This window comes from thiotrophic endosymbiont of Bathymodiolus puteoserpentis (Logatchev) (assembly GCF_900127505.1).
In the GTDB taxonomy this organism is placed as follows: domain Bacteria; phylum Pseudomonadota; class Gammaproteobacteria; order PS1; family Pseudothioglobaceae; genus Thiodubiliella.
In genome coordinates this window covers 40,123-54,816 of sequence record NZ_UEXF01000019.1, presented here as the reverse complement: position 1 = coordinate 54,816, position 14,694 = coordinate 40,123, and the positions used below count along the sequence as shown (strand labels likewise).

Sequence of the window (14,694 nt, the reverse complement as noted above, 5' to 3'; positions counted from 1 at the left end):
TGTCAGGTTTCACCACGTTATTCCCTACTTTCAAAAACCACACTCCGAAACATATCAGGCTTTCTGATAAACAAATCAGGCTTCAAATTATACCAATACTCTAAAGCCTCATAAGGCGTCCTTACCTTAATCTCTTTTCTAAGTCCACCATGTCCACGATTAAAATTATAAAAAATCAAAAACTTGTTCAAATCTTGCTTCATTTCATCAATGTTTTGATACGTTATCGCCTTAACTGTTGCATTCTTAATCGTGCCATTGACGCGCTCGACCATGCCATTGGTTTTAGGGGTTGCAGGCTGTGTTAATCGATGCTCAATCTCACTGCGTGAACAGAGTTTGTCAAATTTGTGTTTACCACTAACTTGCTTGTCTTTAGTGACAAACTTATCAGTAAACTCTAAGCCATTATCAGTTAATATATGCGTAATTGTAAAAGGATAAAAGTCCTTGCAATTATTAAGGAACTCAACGGCATTGATAGCGGTTTTATTCTCATAAATCTCAAAATAAAGCACCCTAGTAGCACGATCAATGGCAACAAACAAATATTGCTTCTTACCCGCTAGTTTTGGTAAATAGGTAACATCAATGTGTAAATATCCAGGCTCATATTCCTTAAATGTAGAGGCTTGTTGTTTCTTTTCTTGTGGCACTCGGTTAATGCCAAAACACACCAAAGTGCGATATACATTACTCCTATTGGCATTTGGCATGCAGGCAACAATACTATCAGTTAAGTCATCAAGTTCTAACCAAGTGAGGGTTCGTACTACTCGAATAATCTCACGCTCGGTCTCATTTAAAGCGTAGTGTATTGTCTTTGGTCTTGAGGTTTTGTCTTTAACAAAATCACGACTCTTCCATTTGGCAATGGTTTTAGTGCTAACACCAAAGCGGTGTGCTAAGGTAGTATTCGAAGCCTTAGCCCCGTGTATAATCGCTCTTGAATGTGCATTAGTATTCGCATTCATGTGGTAGTTCTGTTTCATATATTCTCCTTTTTGTAGTAGAAAAAAAGTTAATATGTTACGGCAACTACCACCCTAATTTAGGGGGGAAGTTTAAGGGTTTGAGTTTTTATTTTTTAGCTTTTTGCAAGCAAAAACTCAAACCCTTAAAATGACGATTGTAAGTGGCTTGAGAATTATTGATTCAAATGCTCAAACTGGAATAACGTGGTGGAACTGGACACCTAATAATACAGGCTACCTAAGTACGAATTGTGTATGAGAAAGTCTGTTTTCTAAAGCGTAATTTAACAAAAGACGAAAAAAAACCACCCTAAAGGATGGCTTTTTTCTGTGCTGAAAAATCAATCAGCTAATACAACTAACTACTTAGCTGTTGAACTGTCACCGTTGTAGTAACCGTTCTTACCATCAGCATAACCCTTAGCATATGCATCAGCTTGTGCCTTAGCATATGCATCGGCCTGACCTTTGGCATATGCATCGGCTTCGCCTGAAGCGGTAGCGTCTGCTCTACCATCAGCATTGCCAGATGCAACACCTGAAGCAGTATTATCAGTCTTGTTTTTAGTGTTGAAATTCATACCAAAGTCTGTGTCATTCAGCCAGTTATTACCACCCTTGAATGGACCCCAGTTAGAGCCACCATTGAATGGACCAGCGTTAGAACCGCCATTAAATGGACCAGCGTTAGAGCCACCATTGAATGGACCCCAATTGTTGCCACCGCTCATAGGACCCCAGTTAGAGCCACCATCAAATGGACCCCAGTTGTTAGAGCCATTATAACCATTGTAACCGTTATAGCCATTGTTGCCGTTATTAAACCAGCCAGCTGAAGCTGTTGATGCTGCTACTATAGCAGCGATTGCGATAATTTTTTTCATAAAATCTCCCCATAAACTAGCGAATCACCATTGATACACTTTATATACCAGACTTTCATCTTGGCAAGTAAATATTATACAGTAACCACATTAAATCAATAATACTTTAAACAATAAAGATTAATGTGTGTTGTCTTAAGTTGCTGGGGTTTTGTAATACAGAGATAAATAAATTTGTATAAAGCTTTGGCTGTTATAATGCTTTCCTACATCATTAAATACGCCAATTTTTCAAAGTGGAATTTAATCAGCAAGATAACAATCGAAATAGCATTGTTTCCATAGAAAATGATATGGTGACCTTGTCACATACAACGCTTAGTACGCCCTGCTTTATCTCACCTAAGCACCATACGCAAACTCCTGATTTAACATTAGAGCGGTTGGATAAAATAGCATTATTTCCACTCAGCTCAAAAGATGATATTGACATTTTGATTATCGGTACTGGTGAATATAGTCAATTTTTAAATCCACTACAGCAAGTCGCACTACAACAAATGAACATTGGCGTTGAAAGTATGAACAGTGAATCGGCTTGTCGATGTTTTAATTTGTTATTATCTGATGCAAGATTAGTCGGACTGTTATTGTTATGACACGAATTGATAAGCTCCGCCATTATTGGCATTACTTTAAAATGGACACACCATTATTTTTAATACTACTGGGTACTAGTATGTTTGGCTTATTAATGCTTTATAGTGCATCTGAATCAATGGGGTTGATCTTCAAACAAATAGTGCACTTTGCACTTGCCGTTAGTGTAATGCTGGTTGTTGCACAAATACCACTTTATTTACTTAGGCATTACTCTCCTTATTTGATGTTGTTTGGTATTTTCTTACTGTTATTGGTGTTACTATTTGGCTCCAGTAGTGGCGGTGCTCAACGATGGCTAGATTTAGGCTTTATGCGTTTTCAGCCATCAGAGTTAATGAAAATTATTGTGCCAATTGCGATTGCTTCAATCCTTAGTGAAAAAACACTACCACCACAACCTATGTCAGCACTCGGCTCAATTGCTGCAATTGCTGCTACAGTTCTGCTAATTGCCAAACAGCCTGATTTAGGCACATCGCTACTCATTGGTGCTAGCGGACTGTATGTGTTGTTTTTCTCAGGGTTTCGTATTCAAATTATTAAGCACAACAAATGGCTCAATCTTAGTGTAATTTTTGGTGTGATCATTGGGAGTGGCTATGTTGCTTGGAATTACTTATTAATAGCATATCAAAAGAAGCGCATTATGACAATGATTGACCCAAGTTTAGATCCGCTTGGCGCAGGTTATCATATCTTACAATCTAAAATTGCTATTGGCTCTGGTGGCCTATTAGGCAAAGGCATTGAGCAAGGTTCACAATCTCAACTGAACTTCTTGCCTGAACATACTACCGATTTTATTTTTGCAGTTATCGCAGAGGAGTTGGGATTTTTAGGTGTGTTACTGCTATTGTTTTTTTACGGTTTAATTATTTGGCGTTGCTTTGTCATTTCTTTCGAATCAGAAGATACATTTTCTAAATTGTTGGGTGCAAGCTTGACGCTTATTTTTTTTACTTATGTTTTTGTTAATATTGGCATGGTATCTGGCTTACTTCCTGTGGTGGGTGTACCGTTACCGCTGATTAGTTATGGCGGCTCATCACTGATTACGCTATTTGTGAGTTTTGGTATTATCATGTCAATTCGTAAACACAAAACACCGAATTATTTATCTAAATTCTAAGCAATGTTAAAATTACTTCTACTTTCTACTGTACTTGTATCATTTGCAGCATCGGCTAAGATGGTGCCAGCGACATCTTTTAAAATCACACAAAACTTCATTGAAAAAATGGTGGAAAAACATGATTTTGACAAAGATGAGCTAACAACCATCTTTCACAGCGTTAAATTTAGAATTACTAACAAATCTTCTAAAAAGAAGAGAAGGAGAAGCAAGCGTGTCAAGAAACCACCCATGTCATGGGACAAATACAAAAGTTTATTTATCACAAAAAATCGCATTAAAAATGGCGTTAAATTTTGGCAAGACAACTTAGCAACATTGCAGCGTGCTGAAAGAATTTACCGTATTCCTGTTGAAATTATTGTTGCAATCTTAGGTATAGAAACCCATTATGGCAATAACAAAGGAGCTCATTCAACACTAGAAACACTGGCAAAACGCTCATTTGGAAAATATCGTCGTCGTGCTTTCTATCAAAAAGAATTGGAGCAATTTTTACTCATGACTCGTGAAAACTCCATTGCACCTTTGTCTGTTAAAGGCTCATATGCAGGTGCAATGGGCTTCCCACAATTCATTGCCAGTTCGTATCGCCATTATGCGGTTGATTTCAACAAGGATGGAAAAATCGATTTGTTTTCAGACCCTATTGATGCTATTGGCTCAATTGCCAATTATTTTGACAAGCATCAATGGCATGATGGCGGAGAGATTGCCCGCCCTATTTCACTGGATATTAAGCATCTAAAGCACGCCAAACGCGCCAATTCCAAACCACGGAGAAACGCCAAACACTGGCGTAACAAAGGTTTGAATATAGATGCAGACATTGACAATAAAACTAAATTGGCTTTTATTCGCTTACCGCAAAAAATAAATGTAGATACTTGGCTCACTTTTTGGAATTTTTATGTGATAACCCGTTATAATCACGACAATAGATACGCGATGGCGGCTTACCAATTATCAGAGAAATTAAAACAGGAATACGATTTAAGTAATAATTTATGAACAAGACACTTATTAAAAGACTATCTACAGTCACAATCATTGCATTAAGTGCATTATCACTCAATGCTCAAGTAGCGATTTTCATTACACCTAAAGCACCGTTAATTAATGCTGCTGCTTATATTGTTATGGACCATCATTCGGGTGCAATTATTGCTTCAAGCAAAGCCGATGAAAAACGATCACCAGCAAGTTTAACCAAACTAATGACTGCTTATGTAGTCTTTCAATTAATTAAAGACCATAGAATCAGCTTAGAAGACGATGTTAAAATTAGCAAAAAAGCATGGAGAACTGGCGGTTCAAAGAGTTTTGTTGAAGTAGGTAAAAATATCAAACTTGAAACACTACTTAAAGGCATGATTATTCAATCTGGTAACGATTCAGCTGTCGCATTGGCAGAACATATTGCTGGTACTGAAGGTACTTTTGCCACTTATATGAATGAATACGCTAAAGAACTTGGCATGAATAACACCCGCTTTGAAAATGCCTCAGGTTTACCGCATAAAGACCAACACACTACCGCTAGAGATATGGTGACACTTGCCTCAGCAACCATTCGTGATTTTCCACAGTTCTACCTATGGTATTCACAAAAAGAATTTACTTACCACGGCATCAAACAGCATAATCGCAATAAATTACTATGGAGCGACCACACAGTAGATGGATTAAAAACAGGCTTTACCAAAAGAGCAGGTTACAACCTTGTTGCTAGTGCTAAACGCGTTGGCATGCGATTGATTTCTGTCGTACTTGGATCAACAGGGATACAAGCTAGAACTGCTCAAACACAAACTATTTTAGATTACGGTTTCCGCTTTTTTGAAACAACAGAAATCAACAAAATTAGTAAAAAAATACCTATTTCTGGCTCATCCAAAAAACAAATTAAAGTTGGCTTTAAAACTCCACAGGCAATCACCCTGCCGCGTGGAAAATACAAATTGTCTCAACAGGTAATTGAGTTAAACGCTGATTTTCAAGTGCCTATTAATAAAGGTGATAGCATCGGTCACTTAATCCTACAATTAGAAGGTGAAAACCTTGCAAAGCTACCTATTATCGCACTTGAAGATGCTGAATCTAGTTTTTTCTCACGACTATTAGAAAAAATCGGGCTTTAATGGTCTATTTAAACGGCAACTTTATTGCAAAAAATAAAGCCTCTATTTCAGTTATGGATAGAGGTTTTTTATTTGGTGATGGTGTGTACGAAGTCATCCCAGCCTATCACGGCAAATTATTTCGCTTAGATGCGCATCTACAACGCTTACAAAAAAGCCTAGAAGCAGTTCAAATATCTAACCCTTATACCAACGACAAATGGTTAGAGACTCTTAAACAACTCTTAAGTTATTCTCAATCAGACAACCAGTCACTCTACTTGCAAATCACCCGTGGTGCCGATACACAAAGAAAGCACAGTTTTGGAAGTCTAAGCCCCACTGTTTATATTGAATCAAACCCACTTATACCAAAAGATAAAATAACCTTAGAGCAAGGCTTTAGCGCTATCACAAGTTCTGATATTCGCTGGTCTAGATGTGATATCAAAGCCACTTCACTCTTGGCAAACACAATGTATGCTCAAAATGCCAAAAAAGCTCAAGTGGAAGAAGTTATCTTACATCGTGACAATATTGTTACTGAGGGTGCAACCTCAAATGTCTTTATGGTTAAAGGCAATACGCTACACACTCACCCTGCTAACACACATATTCTTTCAGGCATTACCCGTGATTTAGCCTTAGAAAGTGCTACAGCTTGCCATCTGAAAATTAAAGAATTAGGCTTCACAACAGATGAATTATTAGGTGCTGATGAAGTGTGGATTTCCAGTTCCACCCGTGAAATTATGCCGATTACCCAAATAGACAACCGCACCATTAACAATGGAAAAGTTGGCCACTATTGGGCGTGTGTCTATAACCATTATCAGCAATTAAAAAATGATTGATCAGCGACTTGACTTGTTAACCGATTGGCTGGTATATTTTTTTGACGATGAGGATTTTGTCATTACTAATGCTAGTGACGATGCCAGTTTCCGCCGTTATTTTAGAATTGAGCGAGATAACAATACCTTTATTGCCATGGATGCGCCACCAGAAAAAGAAGACAGCGCTACCTTTGTTAAAATTGCCACTTTATTAAACGCAAACAATCTTCATGCACCCAAAATTATTGCCTCTGATTTAGCGCAAGGCTTTCTATTACTTGAAGATTTAGGTAGCACTACTTTTCTACAAGCGCTCAACAAAGACAACCGAATTAATTTGTATAAAAAAGCCATCGATAAAATGGTTGAAATTCAAAAAATTAACGACAAAAATAATGACTTGCCTTGCTATGATGATGCTGTATTAAAAAGTGAAATGCAACTATTAATTGACTGGTATTTACCTAAAGACACTAGCGATAATCACAAGCAACAACTCTTAAGCATATTTGACATTCTTAGCAATAATGCACTTAACAGTCCTCAAGTTTTTGTGCATCGTGATTACCACGCACGCAACCTTATGCTAATTAAAGGTGGGCTTGCTGTTATTGACTTTCAAGACGCTATTATTGGCTCGAATACTTATGATTTGTGTTCCTTATTAAAAGATGCCTATTTAGAATTATCAGCAAATGATATTCAAACCCTGCTCAACTATTATTACACACAAGCCAGCATTGACATTGAATTTTCACAGTTTGAAAAGCAATTTGAACTAATGGGTTTACAACGACATTTAAAAATCTTAGGTATTTTTAAACGCCTATCCATGCGTGATGACAAACATCAATACCTAAACGATATCCCCTTGGTTAAAAAATACGCTCTACAGATTGCTAATAAATACCCAGAATTCTCTACACTAAAGAAGGTTTTATGAAGGTGATGATTTTATCAGCAGGTAGAGGGGAGCGCATGATGCCACTCACCAAAGACACGCCAAAGCCCTTAATCAAAGTCCACGATAAGACACTTATTGAACACAGTATTGACACACTAAAAAACGCTGGTATTACCGATGTTATTATTAACATCGCCTATTTAGGCGAGCAAATACAAGCATACTTAGGTAATGGTGCCAAATTTGGTATTAATATTAAATACAGCATTGAGCAAAATGCACTTGAGACTGCTGGTGGCATTATTCAAGCACTTCCACTACTTGGGAATGCGCCATTTATTGTCATTAACTCTGACATATTATGCGATTACGATTTGTCCACGCTCGCCCTACCCGATAATTCATTGGCACATTTGTTATTAATTGACAACCCTGAGCACAATCTAAATGGAGATTTCTCTTTAACTGGTAATAAAATCACTTTGCCTAATACTCAGACTTACACCTTTTCAGGCGTTGGATTCTACCACCCAGATTTCTTCCAATCACATCTACACAACGATGGAAAATTACCGCTCTCAGCCCTGTTCAAAGAAGCAATTAACAATAGACAACTAACAGGCGAATACTACTTGGGCTACTGGCAGGACATCGGTACACCTAAACGCCTAGAATCAGTTAATAACAATCCTAAAATATCGTAATTTTTGTACAATACTATTGCCAAAAAAAATAAAACACAAAAGTATCAAATCTTATGCATTTTAGCCTCTCTAAAATAAACAATTATCAGCACTTTTAGCGTCTTTATTTTTTAAAAATGGTATAAAATAAATCTTGGTAGTGTCAGGGTGCACTGACAATAAATAATTATGAACCCCGCCAGGTCCGGAAGGAAGCAACGGTAATAATTTTTTTATGTGTTGGATGTTATTCTGGCACTACCATTTTTAATTTGGAACCTAACATGAGCGAACCTTATCAAGTTTTAGCGCGTAAATATCGACCTCACACCTTTAGTGAAATGGTTGGACAAACGCACACTGTTAAAACCTTAATCAACGCACTTGATAGTAATAATCTACATCACGGCTTTTTATTTACTGGCACACGCGGTGTTGGTAAAACCACGATTGCACGAATTTTTGCTAAATCTATCAACTGTGAAAGCGGTGTTAGTTCCAAGCCTTGTGGCAAATGCGCCACTTGCATTGAAATTGACAAGGGTCAATCAATTGATTTAATAGAACTTGATGCAGCGTCGCACACTGGCGTTGATAATATGCGTGATATTTTAGAAAATGCGCAATATATGCCGACTAAGAATCGTTATAAGGTTTATCTGATTGACGAGGTGCATATGCTCTCAAAAAGTAGCTTTAACGCGCTACTTAAAACCCTTGAAGAGCCGCCTGAGCATATTAAGTTTCTATTGGCAACAACTGACCCACAAAAAGTACCTATGACTGTGCTCTCTCGTTGCTTGCAGTTCACCTTGCAAAAACTTACACATGAAGAAATCTTAGGTCAATTGAAGTTCATTATGGACTCTGAGCGTTTAAAGTATGAAGAATCAGCACTTGGTCAAATCGCTGATTTTGGTAATGGCTCTATGCGTGATGCACTTAGCCTACTTGACCAGTCTATCTCTTATGGCAATGGCTCGGTAATGGAGAAAGATATTAAAGCCATGCTTGGTTTGGTGCATCATGATGATATTCTAACTTTGGCAAAACACTTATTTAATCAAGATGGTGAAGCCTGTATTAACTTTGTTAGAGAATTATCACACAAAGGTGAAAACCTAACGCACGCACTGAAAGATTTAAGCGCTTTGTTTCATCAAGTATCAATTGCACAAATCCTTAACACTACAGAAGTTTCTGATGATATTAAGGCATTATCTACTCAAATTTCAAATCAAGATTTACAACTGTTTTATCATGTAGCAATTAATGGTAACAAAGAATTGCCACTCGCACCGAGCGAAGAAATTGGATTTGAGATGACATTACTGCGTATGCTTTCATTTCATTCAAATTCATCTAAAGCAGAAGCACCATCGAAAAAAAAAACGCCTAACATAAGCCAAACGGCTAAAACCAAACTTAAAATCAAACCTAAAGCCAAGCAAAAACCCACAGAAAATATTGCCAAAGCGTCTCAACCAACACTAAATATCAACTCTCAGCAAGAGTGGGAAAAGATAACCAAAACACTTGAATTTAATACACCAGCACGACTACTACTCAAAAACACCTTGTTTGAAAGTGCTGATAATCAAACCCTAACACTGAGTTTAGATGAGCAATTTTCTACTCTGCTAACAAACAGTATTCAAGTTACTATTCAAGCCACACTACAAGCAAACTTTGGTGATATTACTTTAAAGATCAATGCCAATAAACTCAAAACTCAAACCTTAGCACAAAAAGAAACACAAGCTGGAGATGAAAAAATGGCTGTACTACAGAAGACTTTTTTAGCCGATAAAGGTGTACAAAAATTACAACAAGTTTTTAATACAGTTATTAACGCCAACAGCATTAAAGAAATAGCTAAAGTATTATAATTTTTCTAAGTCAAAAAGGAGATAAAGAATGTTTAAAGGTGGAATGGCAGGCATGATGAAAAAAGCCCAACAAATGCAAGACAACATACAGCAAGCACAAGAAGAAATCAAACAACTCGCAGCCACAGGTAATGCTGGTGGTGGTTCAGTAAAAATTAGTATCAATGGTGAACATCAGGCAACAGATATTCAGATTGACACAAGCGTGATGAACGATAAAGAACTATTAGAAGATTTAATCTTAAGCGCTATCAACGATGCCAATGGGCAAATCGCTGATGCCTCTGCCACCAAAATGAAAGCTGCCACAGGTGGCATGAACCTACCAAATGGCATGAATTTACCCTTTTAATTAATTATGATTGAGACGCTTAATAAAGCATTTTGCGCCCTACCCGGTGTTGGTAAAAAAACCGCACAACGCTTTGTTTATCATTTGTTAGAGCGTAATCGTGATGGTGGCATGGAGCTTGCTAAAGCTTTGATAGATGCAATGGAACAGGTTGGGCACTGTTCATCGTGTCGCACTTTAAGTGAAAAAGACATTTGTAATATCTGCATTAATAACCATCGAACAAATACACAACTTTGCATTGTTGAAACACCGAGTGATATTCACGCCATCGAACAAAGTAGTGCTTATAAAGGTAAGTATTTTGTGCTCAGTGGTTACCTATCACCGATTGATGGTATTGGTGCTTCTGAGCTGGGTTTAGATGCATTAGAACAAAAATTACACAATCAAGGTATTGAAGAAATCATTCTTGCCACCAACGCCACTATTGAAGGTGAGGTAACCGCGCACTATATCAGCAACATGGCAAAACAATTTGATATTCGTATTACTCGAATTGCACACGGGCTTCCCATTGGTGGCGAACTTGAATATGCTGATATTAACACCATTGCGCACGCTCTATCAGGGCGCAAAGATTACAATTATTAACAGGCTGATTATCTTAAGAAAACTGAATAATTAAAAAAACTTAAGAAACTTACCTTAAGATGTCAGCTATAATCTTAAAATATTAAAACATAAGGTAATTCTAATGAACTCAACATCTTTCAATACAAGTTTTACTCGCATTCTATTATTAAAAATAGCCCTTATTGTCTCAATCAACACAGCCATTGCAGGTGGAAGCAGTATTGAACTAAACCGTTTTACTGAGGTGGATGTTTCTAGCGCCAATAATGATAATGGTGGATATTATAATGCGTCAAATCACCCCAACTACAATGCCTTTGCCACTCTTCAAACCGATGGCTCAATCATGGCGTGGGGTGACTCAGGTTCTGGAGGATCAGGTGCGCCTGCTGGTAGCGGTTATACCAAGATTTATCCATCTGCATATGCCTTTGCCGCCCTTAAAGCCGATGGCTCAATCAAGGCGTGGGGTGACTCAAGTTATGGAGGTACAGGTGCGCCCTCTGGTAGTGGCTATACCAAGATTTATTCAACGGGTGGTGCCTTTGCCACTATTAAAACCGATGGCTCAATCAAGGCGTGGGGTGACTCAGGTTCTGGAGGCACGGCGCCCTCTGGTAGTAACTACACCAAGATTTATTCAACTAATAGTGCTTTTGCTGCTCTTAAAGCCGATGGGTCAATCAAGGCATGGGGTAACTTAGATTCTGGAGGCACAGGTGCGCCCCCTGGTAATGGTTATACCAAGATTTATGCAACTAGGAGTGCCTTTGCCGCCCTTAAAGCCGATGGCTCAATCAAGGCGTGGGGTCACTCAAGTTATGGAGGTACAGGTGCGCCCTCTGGTAGTGGCTACACCAAGATTTATGCAACGGGCGGTGCCTTTGCTGTCATTGAAACTAATGGTTCAATTACGGCGTGGGGTTATTCGCTTGATGGAGGCATAAATGCACCCTCTACTGGTGTCTATACCAAGATTTATTCAACTGGGTATGCCTTTGCTGCCCTTAAAGCCGATGGCTCAATCACGGCGTGGGGTGGTTCAGATTATGGAGGCGCAGGTGCACCCTCTACTGGCGTCTATACCAAGATTTATTCAAACAGTGGTGCCTTTGCTGCCCTTAAAGCCGATGGAACAATCAAGGCGTGGGGTGATTCAAGTTATGGAAGCACAGGTGTACCCGCTGGTAGTGGTTATACCAAGATTTATTCAACTCATAGTGCTTTTGCTGCCCTTAAAGCCGATGGAACAATCGCGGTGTGGGGTGACTCAGATTCTGGAGGCGCAGATGCACCCTCTGGTAATGGTTATACTAAGATTTATTCAAATTTGAAAGCCTTTGTCGCCATTAAAACCGATGGCTCAATCGCAGCGTGGGGTTCTTCATCTACTGGAGGCACAACGCCCACCCCTAATCTTGCGAATACTGCAGGTGCAAACCAAATAGCTGTTATTGATTCTGCCATCACAAACATTACTTTTAGCAATTCAGGTGGTGCGATTACCAGTTGTACAGTAGCCCCTACACTACCAGCTGGCTTAAGTATTGACAATGTAACTTGTACCATCAGTGGCACCCCAACTGAGGTGAAAGTTCCTACTCTATACACAGTAACTGCAAAAGATGCCAAAGATAATACTGGCAATACTAGTTTTTCTTTAATGGTGAATGTACAGGGATCTGTCATTAGCAAACTAAACCGTTTTACTGAGGTGGATTTTTCTAGTGCCAATAATGATAATGGTGGATATTATAATGCGTCAAATCACCCTAACTTCAATGCTTTTGCTACTCTTCAAGCCGACGGGTCAATCACAGCATGGGGTGCCTCAAGTTCTGGAGGTATAGGCGCGCCCTCTGGTAATGGCTACACCAAGATTTATTCAAATACGCGTGCCTTTGCTGCCCTTAAAGCCGATGGGTCAATCAAGGCGTGGGGTGACTCAGGCTTTGGAGGTACAGGTGCACCCGCTGGTCATGGCTATACCAAAATTTATTCAACTCATGGTGCCTTTGCCGCCCTTAAAGCCGATGGGTCAATCAAAGCGTGGGGTGACTCACGTTTTGGAAGTACAGGTGCACCCTCTAATGGTATTTACACCAAGATTTACTCAACTGGTGGCGCCTTTGCTGCCCTTAAAACCGATGGCTCAATCAAGGCGTGGGGTGACTCAGGCTTTGGAGGCACACCACCCTCTGGTAGTAACTATACCAAGATTTATTCAACTTCAAGAGCCTTTGCTGCCCTTAAAGCCGATGGCTCAATCAAGGCGTGGGGTCACTCAAGTTATGGAGGTAGAGATGCACCCTCTAATGGTGTCTATACCAAGATTTATTCAAACAGTGGTGCCTTTGCTGCCCTTAAAGCCGATGGCTCAATCACGGCGTGGGGTCACTCAAGTCATGGAGGCACAGGTGCACCCGCTGGTAGTGACTATATCAAGATTTATTCAACTTCAAGAGCCTTTGCCGCCCTTAAAGCCGATGGGTCAATCAAGGCGTGGGGTGACTCAGATTTTGGAGGCACAGGTGCACCCTCTAATGGTGTTTATACCAAGATTTATTCAATTGATGATGCCTTTGCCGCCCTTAAAGCCGATGGCTCAATTAAGGCGTGGGGTGGCTCAAATTTTGGAAGCATAGCGCCCTCTGATAGTGGCTATACCAAGATTTATTCAACTAAGTATGCCTTTGCCGCCCTTAAAGCTGACGGGTCAATCACGGCATGGGGTAACCCAGATTTTGGAAGCACAGGCGCACCCTCTGGTAGTGGCTATACTAAGATTTATTCAACTGGTAGCTCCTTTGCTGCCATTAAAGCCGATGGGTCAATCACAACATGGGGTCTCTTGCGTCATGCAGGCATTGTAGTGTCCGCCCCTAATCTTGCGAATGCTGAATACCAAGCAGCTGTTATTGGCTCTGCTATCACAGACATTACTTTTAGCAATTCAGGTGGTGCGATTGCCAGTTGTACAGTAGCTCCTACACTACCAACTGGTTTAAGTATTAACAGCACAACTTGTACCATCAGTGGCACCCCAACTAAGGTGAGGGCTCCTACCCTATACACAATAACTGCAAAAAGTGTCTCAAATAATACTGACATTGCTGTCTTTTCTTTAACGGTGAATGCACTCGCCCCTAATCTTGCGAATGGTATAGACCAAGTAGCTGTTGTTGATTCTTCCATCGTAGACATTACTTTTAGCAATTCAGGTGGTGCGATTACCAGTTGTACAGTAACTCCTACACTACCAGCTGGTTTGAGTATTAACAGCACAACTTGTACCATCAGTGGCGCCCCAATTGAGGTGAGAGCCTCTACTGTGTACACAGTAACAGCCGCCAACGCAACAGGTCAAACCGCTACTGCAACGGTTAATTTAGCGACATTACTCTCAGCCTTAGCCCCTACAACATTAACTGCAGTTGCCACAGGCGTTCCTAATGAAGTAACGCTATCATGGGCTGGGGTAACCGGTGCAACTGCTTATAGGCTTTATCAAACAACTGATGCCGCCTTTGCAACAGCAGGCAATAGCGACCCTAGTCAATTTTCGGCATACAGTCCAGCAGCCACTTCCACTGATACGACTGCTACCAGTATTACTATGACGCTAAGTGGCACAGCCACCGTTTATTATGTGGTAACAGCAATCAATGGCACTGTTGAATCTTTTAGTAACACCACACCCGTTGCCGCTACCGCACATGCTTTTGAATTTGGCAAGGTTAC

At 39.7% G+C, this 14,694-nt stretch carries 13 protein-coding genes and 1 other RNA gene; 12 read left to right on the top strand and 2 right to left on the bottom strand.

The window, feature by feature from the left end:
- Nucleotides 1–17: 17 nt before the first annotated feature.
- Both BHECKSOX2_RS02180 and BHECKSOX2_RS10410 read right to left on the bottom strand, forming a co-directional pair.
- Entirely contained in the window at nucleotides 18–992 is a 975-nt protein-coding gene (locus BHECKSOX2_RS02180) for a DDE-type integrase/transposase/recombinase (RefSeq protein WP_139681955.1), read from the bottom strand.
- Between the two features lie 344 nt (nucleotides 993–1,336).
- A complete protein-coding gene (locus tag BHECKSOX2_RS10410) occupies nucleotides 1,337–1,858 on the bottom strand; it encodes a hypothetical protein (RefSeq protein WP_139682272.1) in 522 nt (173 codons plus the stop codon).
- 236 nt (nucleotides 1,859–2,094) lie between these two features.
- Between BHECKSOX2_RS10410 and BHECKSOX2_RS02170 the strand changes: the two genes are divergently transcribed.
- From BHECKSOX2_RS02170 to BHECKSOX2_RS02115, 12 genes are all read left to right on the top strand, one after another.
- Nucleotides 2,095–2,457, top strand: a complete 363-nt coding sequence (locus tag BHECKSOX2_RS02170) for an Mth938-like domain-containing protein (protein WP_139682271.1) — start codon at nucleotides 2,095–2,097, stop codon at nucleotides 2,455–2,457.
- Nucleotides 2,454–3,590 carry a rod shape-determining protein RodA gene (gene rodA / locus BHECKSOX2_RS02165; RefSeq protein WP_425356603.1) on the top strand — a complete coding sequence of 379 codons (1,137 nt, stop codon included), beginning with the start codon at nucleotides 2,454–2,456 and terminating at the stop codon, nucleotides 3,588–3,590. Before BHECKSOX2_RS02170 ends, rodA begins: the two co-directional genes overlap by 4 nt.
- Before the next feature lie 3 nt (nucleotides 3,591–3,593).
- Nucleotides 3,594–4,604, top strand: coding sequence for a lytic murein transglycosylase B (gene mltB, locus BHECKSOX2_RS02160; RefSeq protein ID WP_139682269.1), 1,011 nt, complete (start codon nucleotides 3,594–3,596; stop codon nucleotides 4,602–4,604).
- Nucleotides 4,601–5,734 (top strand): D-alanyl-D-alanine carboxypeptidase family protein, encoded by a 1,134-nt coding sequence (locus BHECKSOX2_RS02155; RefSeq protein ID WP_139682268.1) that lies wholly within the window; start codon nucleotides 4,601–4,603, stop codon nucleotides 5,732–5,734. Before mltB ends, BHECKSOX2_RS02155 begins: the two co-directional genes overlap by 4 nt.
- Complete coding sequence (locus tag BHECKSOX2_RS02150) at nucleotides 5,734–6,567, top strand: D-amino acid aminotransferase (RefSeq protein ID WP_180323619.1); 834 nt, start codon at nucleotides 5,734–5,736, stop codon at nucleotides 6,565–6,567. Before BHECKSOX2_RS02155 ends, BHECKSOX2_RS02150 begins: the two co-directional genes overlap by 1 nt.
- Nucleotides 6,560–7,492, top strand: a complete 933-nt coding sequence (locus BHECKSOX2_RS02145; protein WP_139682267.1) for an aminoglycoside phosphotransferase family protein — start codon at nucleotides 6,560–6,562, stop codon at nucleotides 7,490–7,492. The genes BHECKSOX2_RS02150 and BHECKSOX2_RS02145 overlap by 8 nt, the downstream gene beginning before the upstream one ends.
- Nucleotides 7,489–8,157, top strand: coding sequence for an N-acetylmuramate alpha-1-phosphate uridylyltransferase MurU (gene murU / locus BHECKSOX2_RS02140; protein ID WP_139682266.1), 669 nt, complete (start codon nucleotides 7,489–7,491; stop codon nucleotides 8,155–8,157). Before BHECKSOX2_RS02145 ends, murU begins: the two co-directional genes overlap by 4 nt.
- A 142-nt stretch (nucleotides 8,158–8,299) precedes the next feature.
- Nucleotides 8,300–8,395: signal recognition particle sRNA small type (gene ffs / locus BHECKSOX2_RS02135), an RNA gene on the top strand.
- Nucleotides 8,396–8,420: 25 nt separating this feature from the next.
- Nucleotides 8,421–10,025, top strand: coding sequence for a DNA polymerase III subunit gamma/tau (dnaX, locus tag BHECKSOX2_RS02130; RefSeq protein WP_139682265.1), 1,605 nt, complete (start codon nucleotides 8,421–8,423; stop codon nucleotides 10,023–10,025).
- 28 nt (nucleotides 10,026–10,053) lie between these two features.
- Nucleotides 10,054–10,377, top strand: coding sequence for a YbaB/EbfC family nucleoid-associated protein (locus BHECKSOX2_RS02125; protein WP_139682264.1), 324 nt, complete (start codon nucleotides 10,054–10,056; stop codon nucleotides 10,375–10,377).
- A 6-nt stretch (nucleotides 10,378–10,383) separates the two neighbouring features.
- The gene (recR, locus tag BHECKSOX2_RS02120) at nucleotides 10,384–10,971 is read left to right on the top strand and encodes a recombination mediator RecR (RefSeq protein ID WP_139682263.1); all 588 of its coding nucleotides are present in this window, start codon (nucleotides 10,384–10,386) and stop codon (nucleotides 10,969–10,971) included.
- 103 nt (nucleotides 10,972–11,074) lie between these two features.
- Nucleotides 11,075–14,694 (top strand): putative Ig domain-containing protein (locus tag BHECKSOX2_RS02115; protein ID WP_180323618.1); only part of this gene is annotated, 3,620 nt, incomplete at its 3' end.

What these genes read in the sequence shown, in the direction of transcription:
- BHECKSOX2_RS02180 (WP_139681955.1), bottom strand. Translation starts at nt 992, where the DNA reads ATGAAACAGAACTACCACATGAATGCGAATACTAATGCACATTCAAGA.
- BHECKSOX2_RS10410 (WP_139682272.1), bottom strand. Translation starts at nt 1,858, where the DNA reads ATGAAAAAAATTATCGCAATCGCTGCTATAGTAGCAGCATCAACAGCT.
- rodA (WP_425356603.1), top strand. Translation starts at nt 2,454, where the DNA reads ATGACACGAATTGATAAGCTCCGCCATTATTGGCATTACTTTAAAATG.
- mltB (WP_139682269.1), top strand. Translation starts at nt 3,594, where the DNA reads ATGTTAAAATTACTTCTACTTTCTACTGTACTTGTATCATTTGCAGCA.
- BHECKSOX2_RS02155 (WP_139682268.1), top strand. Translation starts at nt 4,601, where the DNA reads ATGAACAAGACACTTATTAAAAGACTATCTACAGTCACAATCATTGCA.
- BHECKSOX2_RS02150 (WP_180323619.1), top strand. Translation starts at nt 5,734, where the DNA reads ATGGTCTATTTAAACGGCAACTTTATTGCAAAAAATAAAGCCTCTATT.
- BHECKSOX2_RS02145 (WP_139682267.1), top strand. Translation starts at nt 6,560, where the DNA reads ATGATTGATCAGCGACTTGACTTGTTAACCGATTGGCTGGTATATTTT.
- murU (WP_139682266.1), top strand. Translation starts at nt 7,489, where the DNA reads ATGAAGGTGATGATTTTATCAGCAGGTAGAGGGGAGCGCATGATGCCA.
- dnaX (WP_139682265.1), top strand. Translation starts at nt 8,421, where the DNA reads ATGAGCGAACCTTATCAAGTTTTAGCGCGTAAATATCGACCTCACACC.
- BHECKSOX2_RS02125 (WP_139682264.1), top strand. Translation starts at nt 10,054, where the DNA reads ATGTTTAAAGGTGGAATGGCAGGCATGATGAAAAAAGCCCAACAAATG.
- recR (WP_139682263.1), top strand. Translation starts at nt 10,384, where the DNA reads ATGATTGAGACGCTTAATAAAGCATTTTGCGCCCTACCCGGTGTTGGT.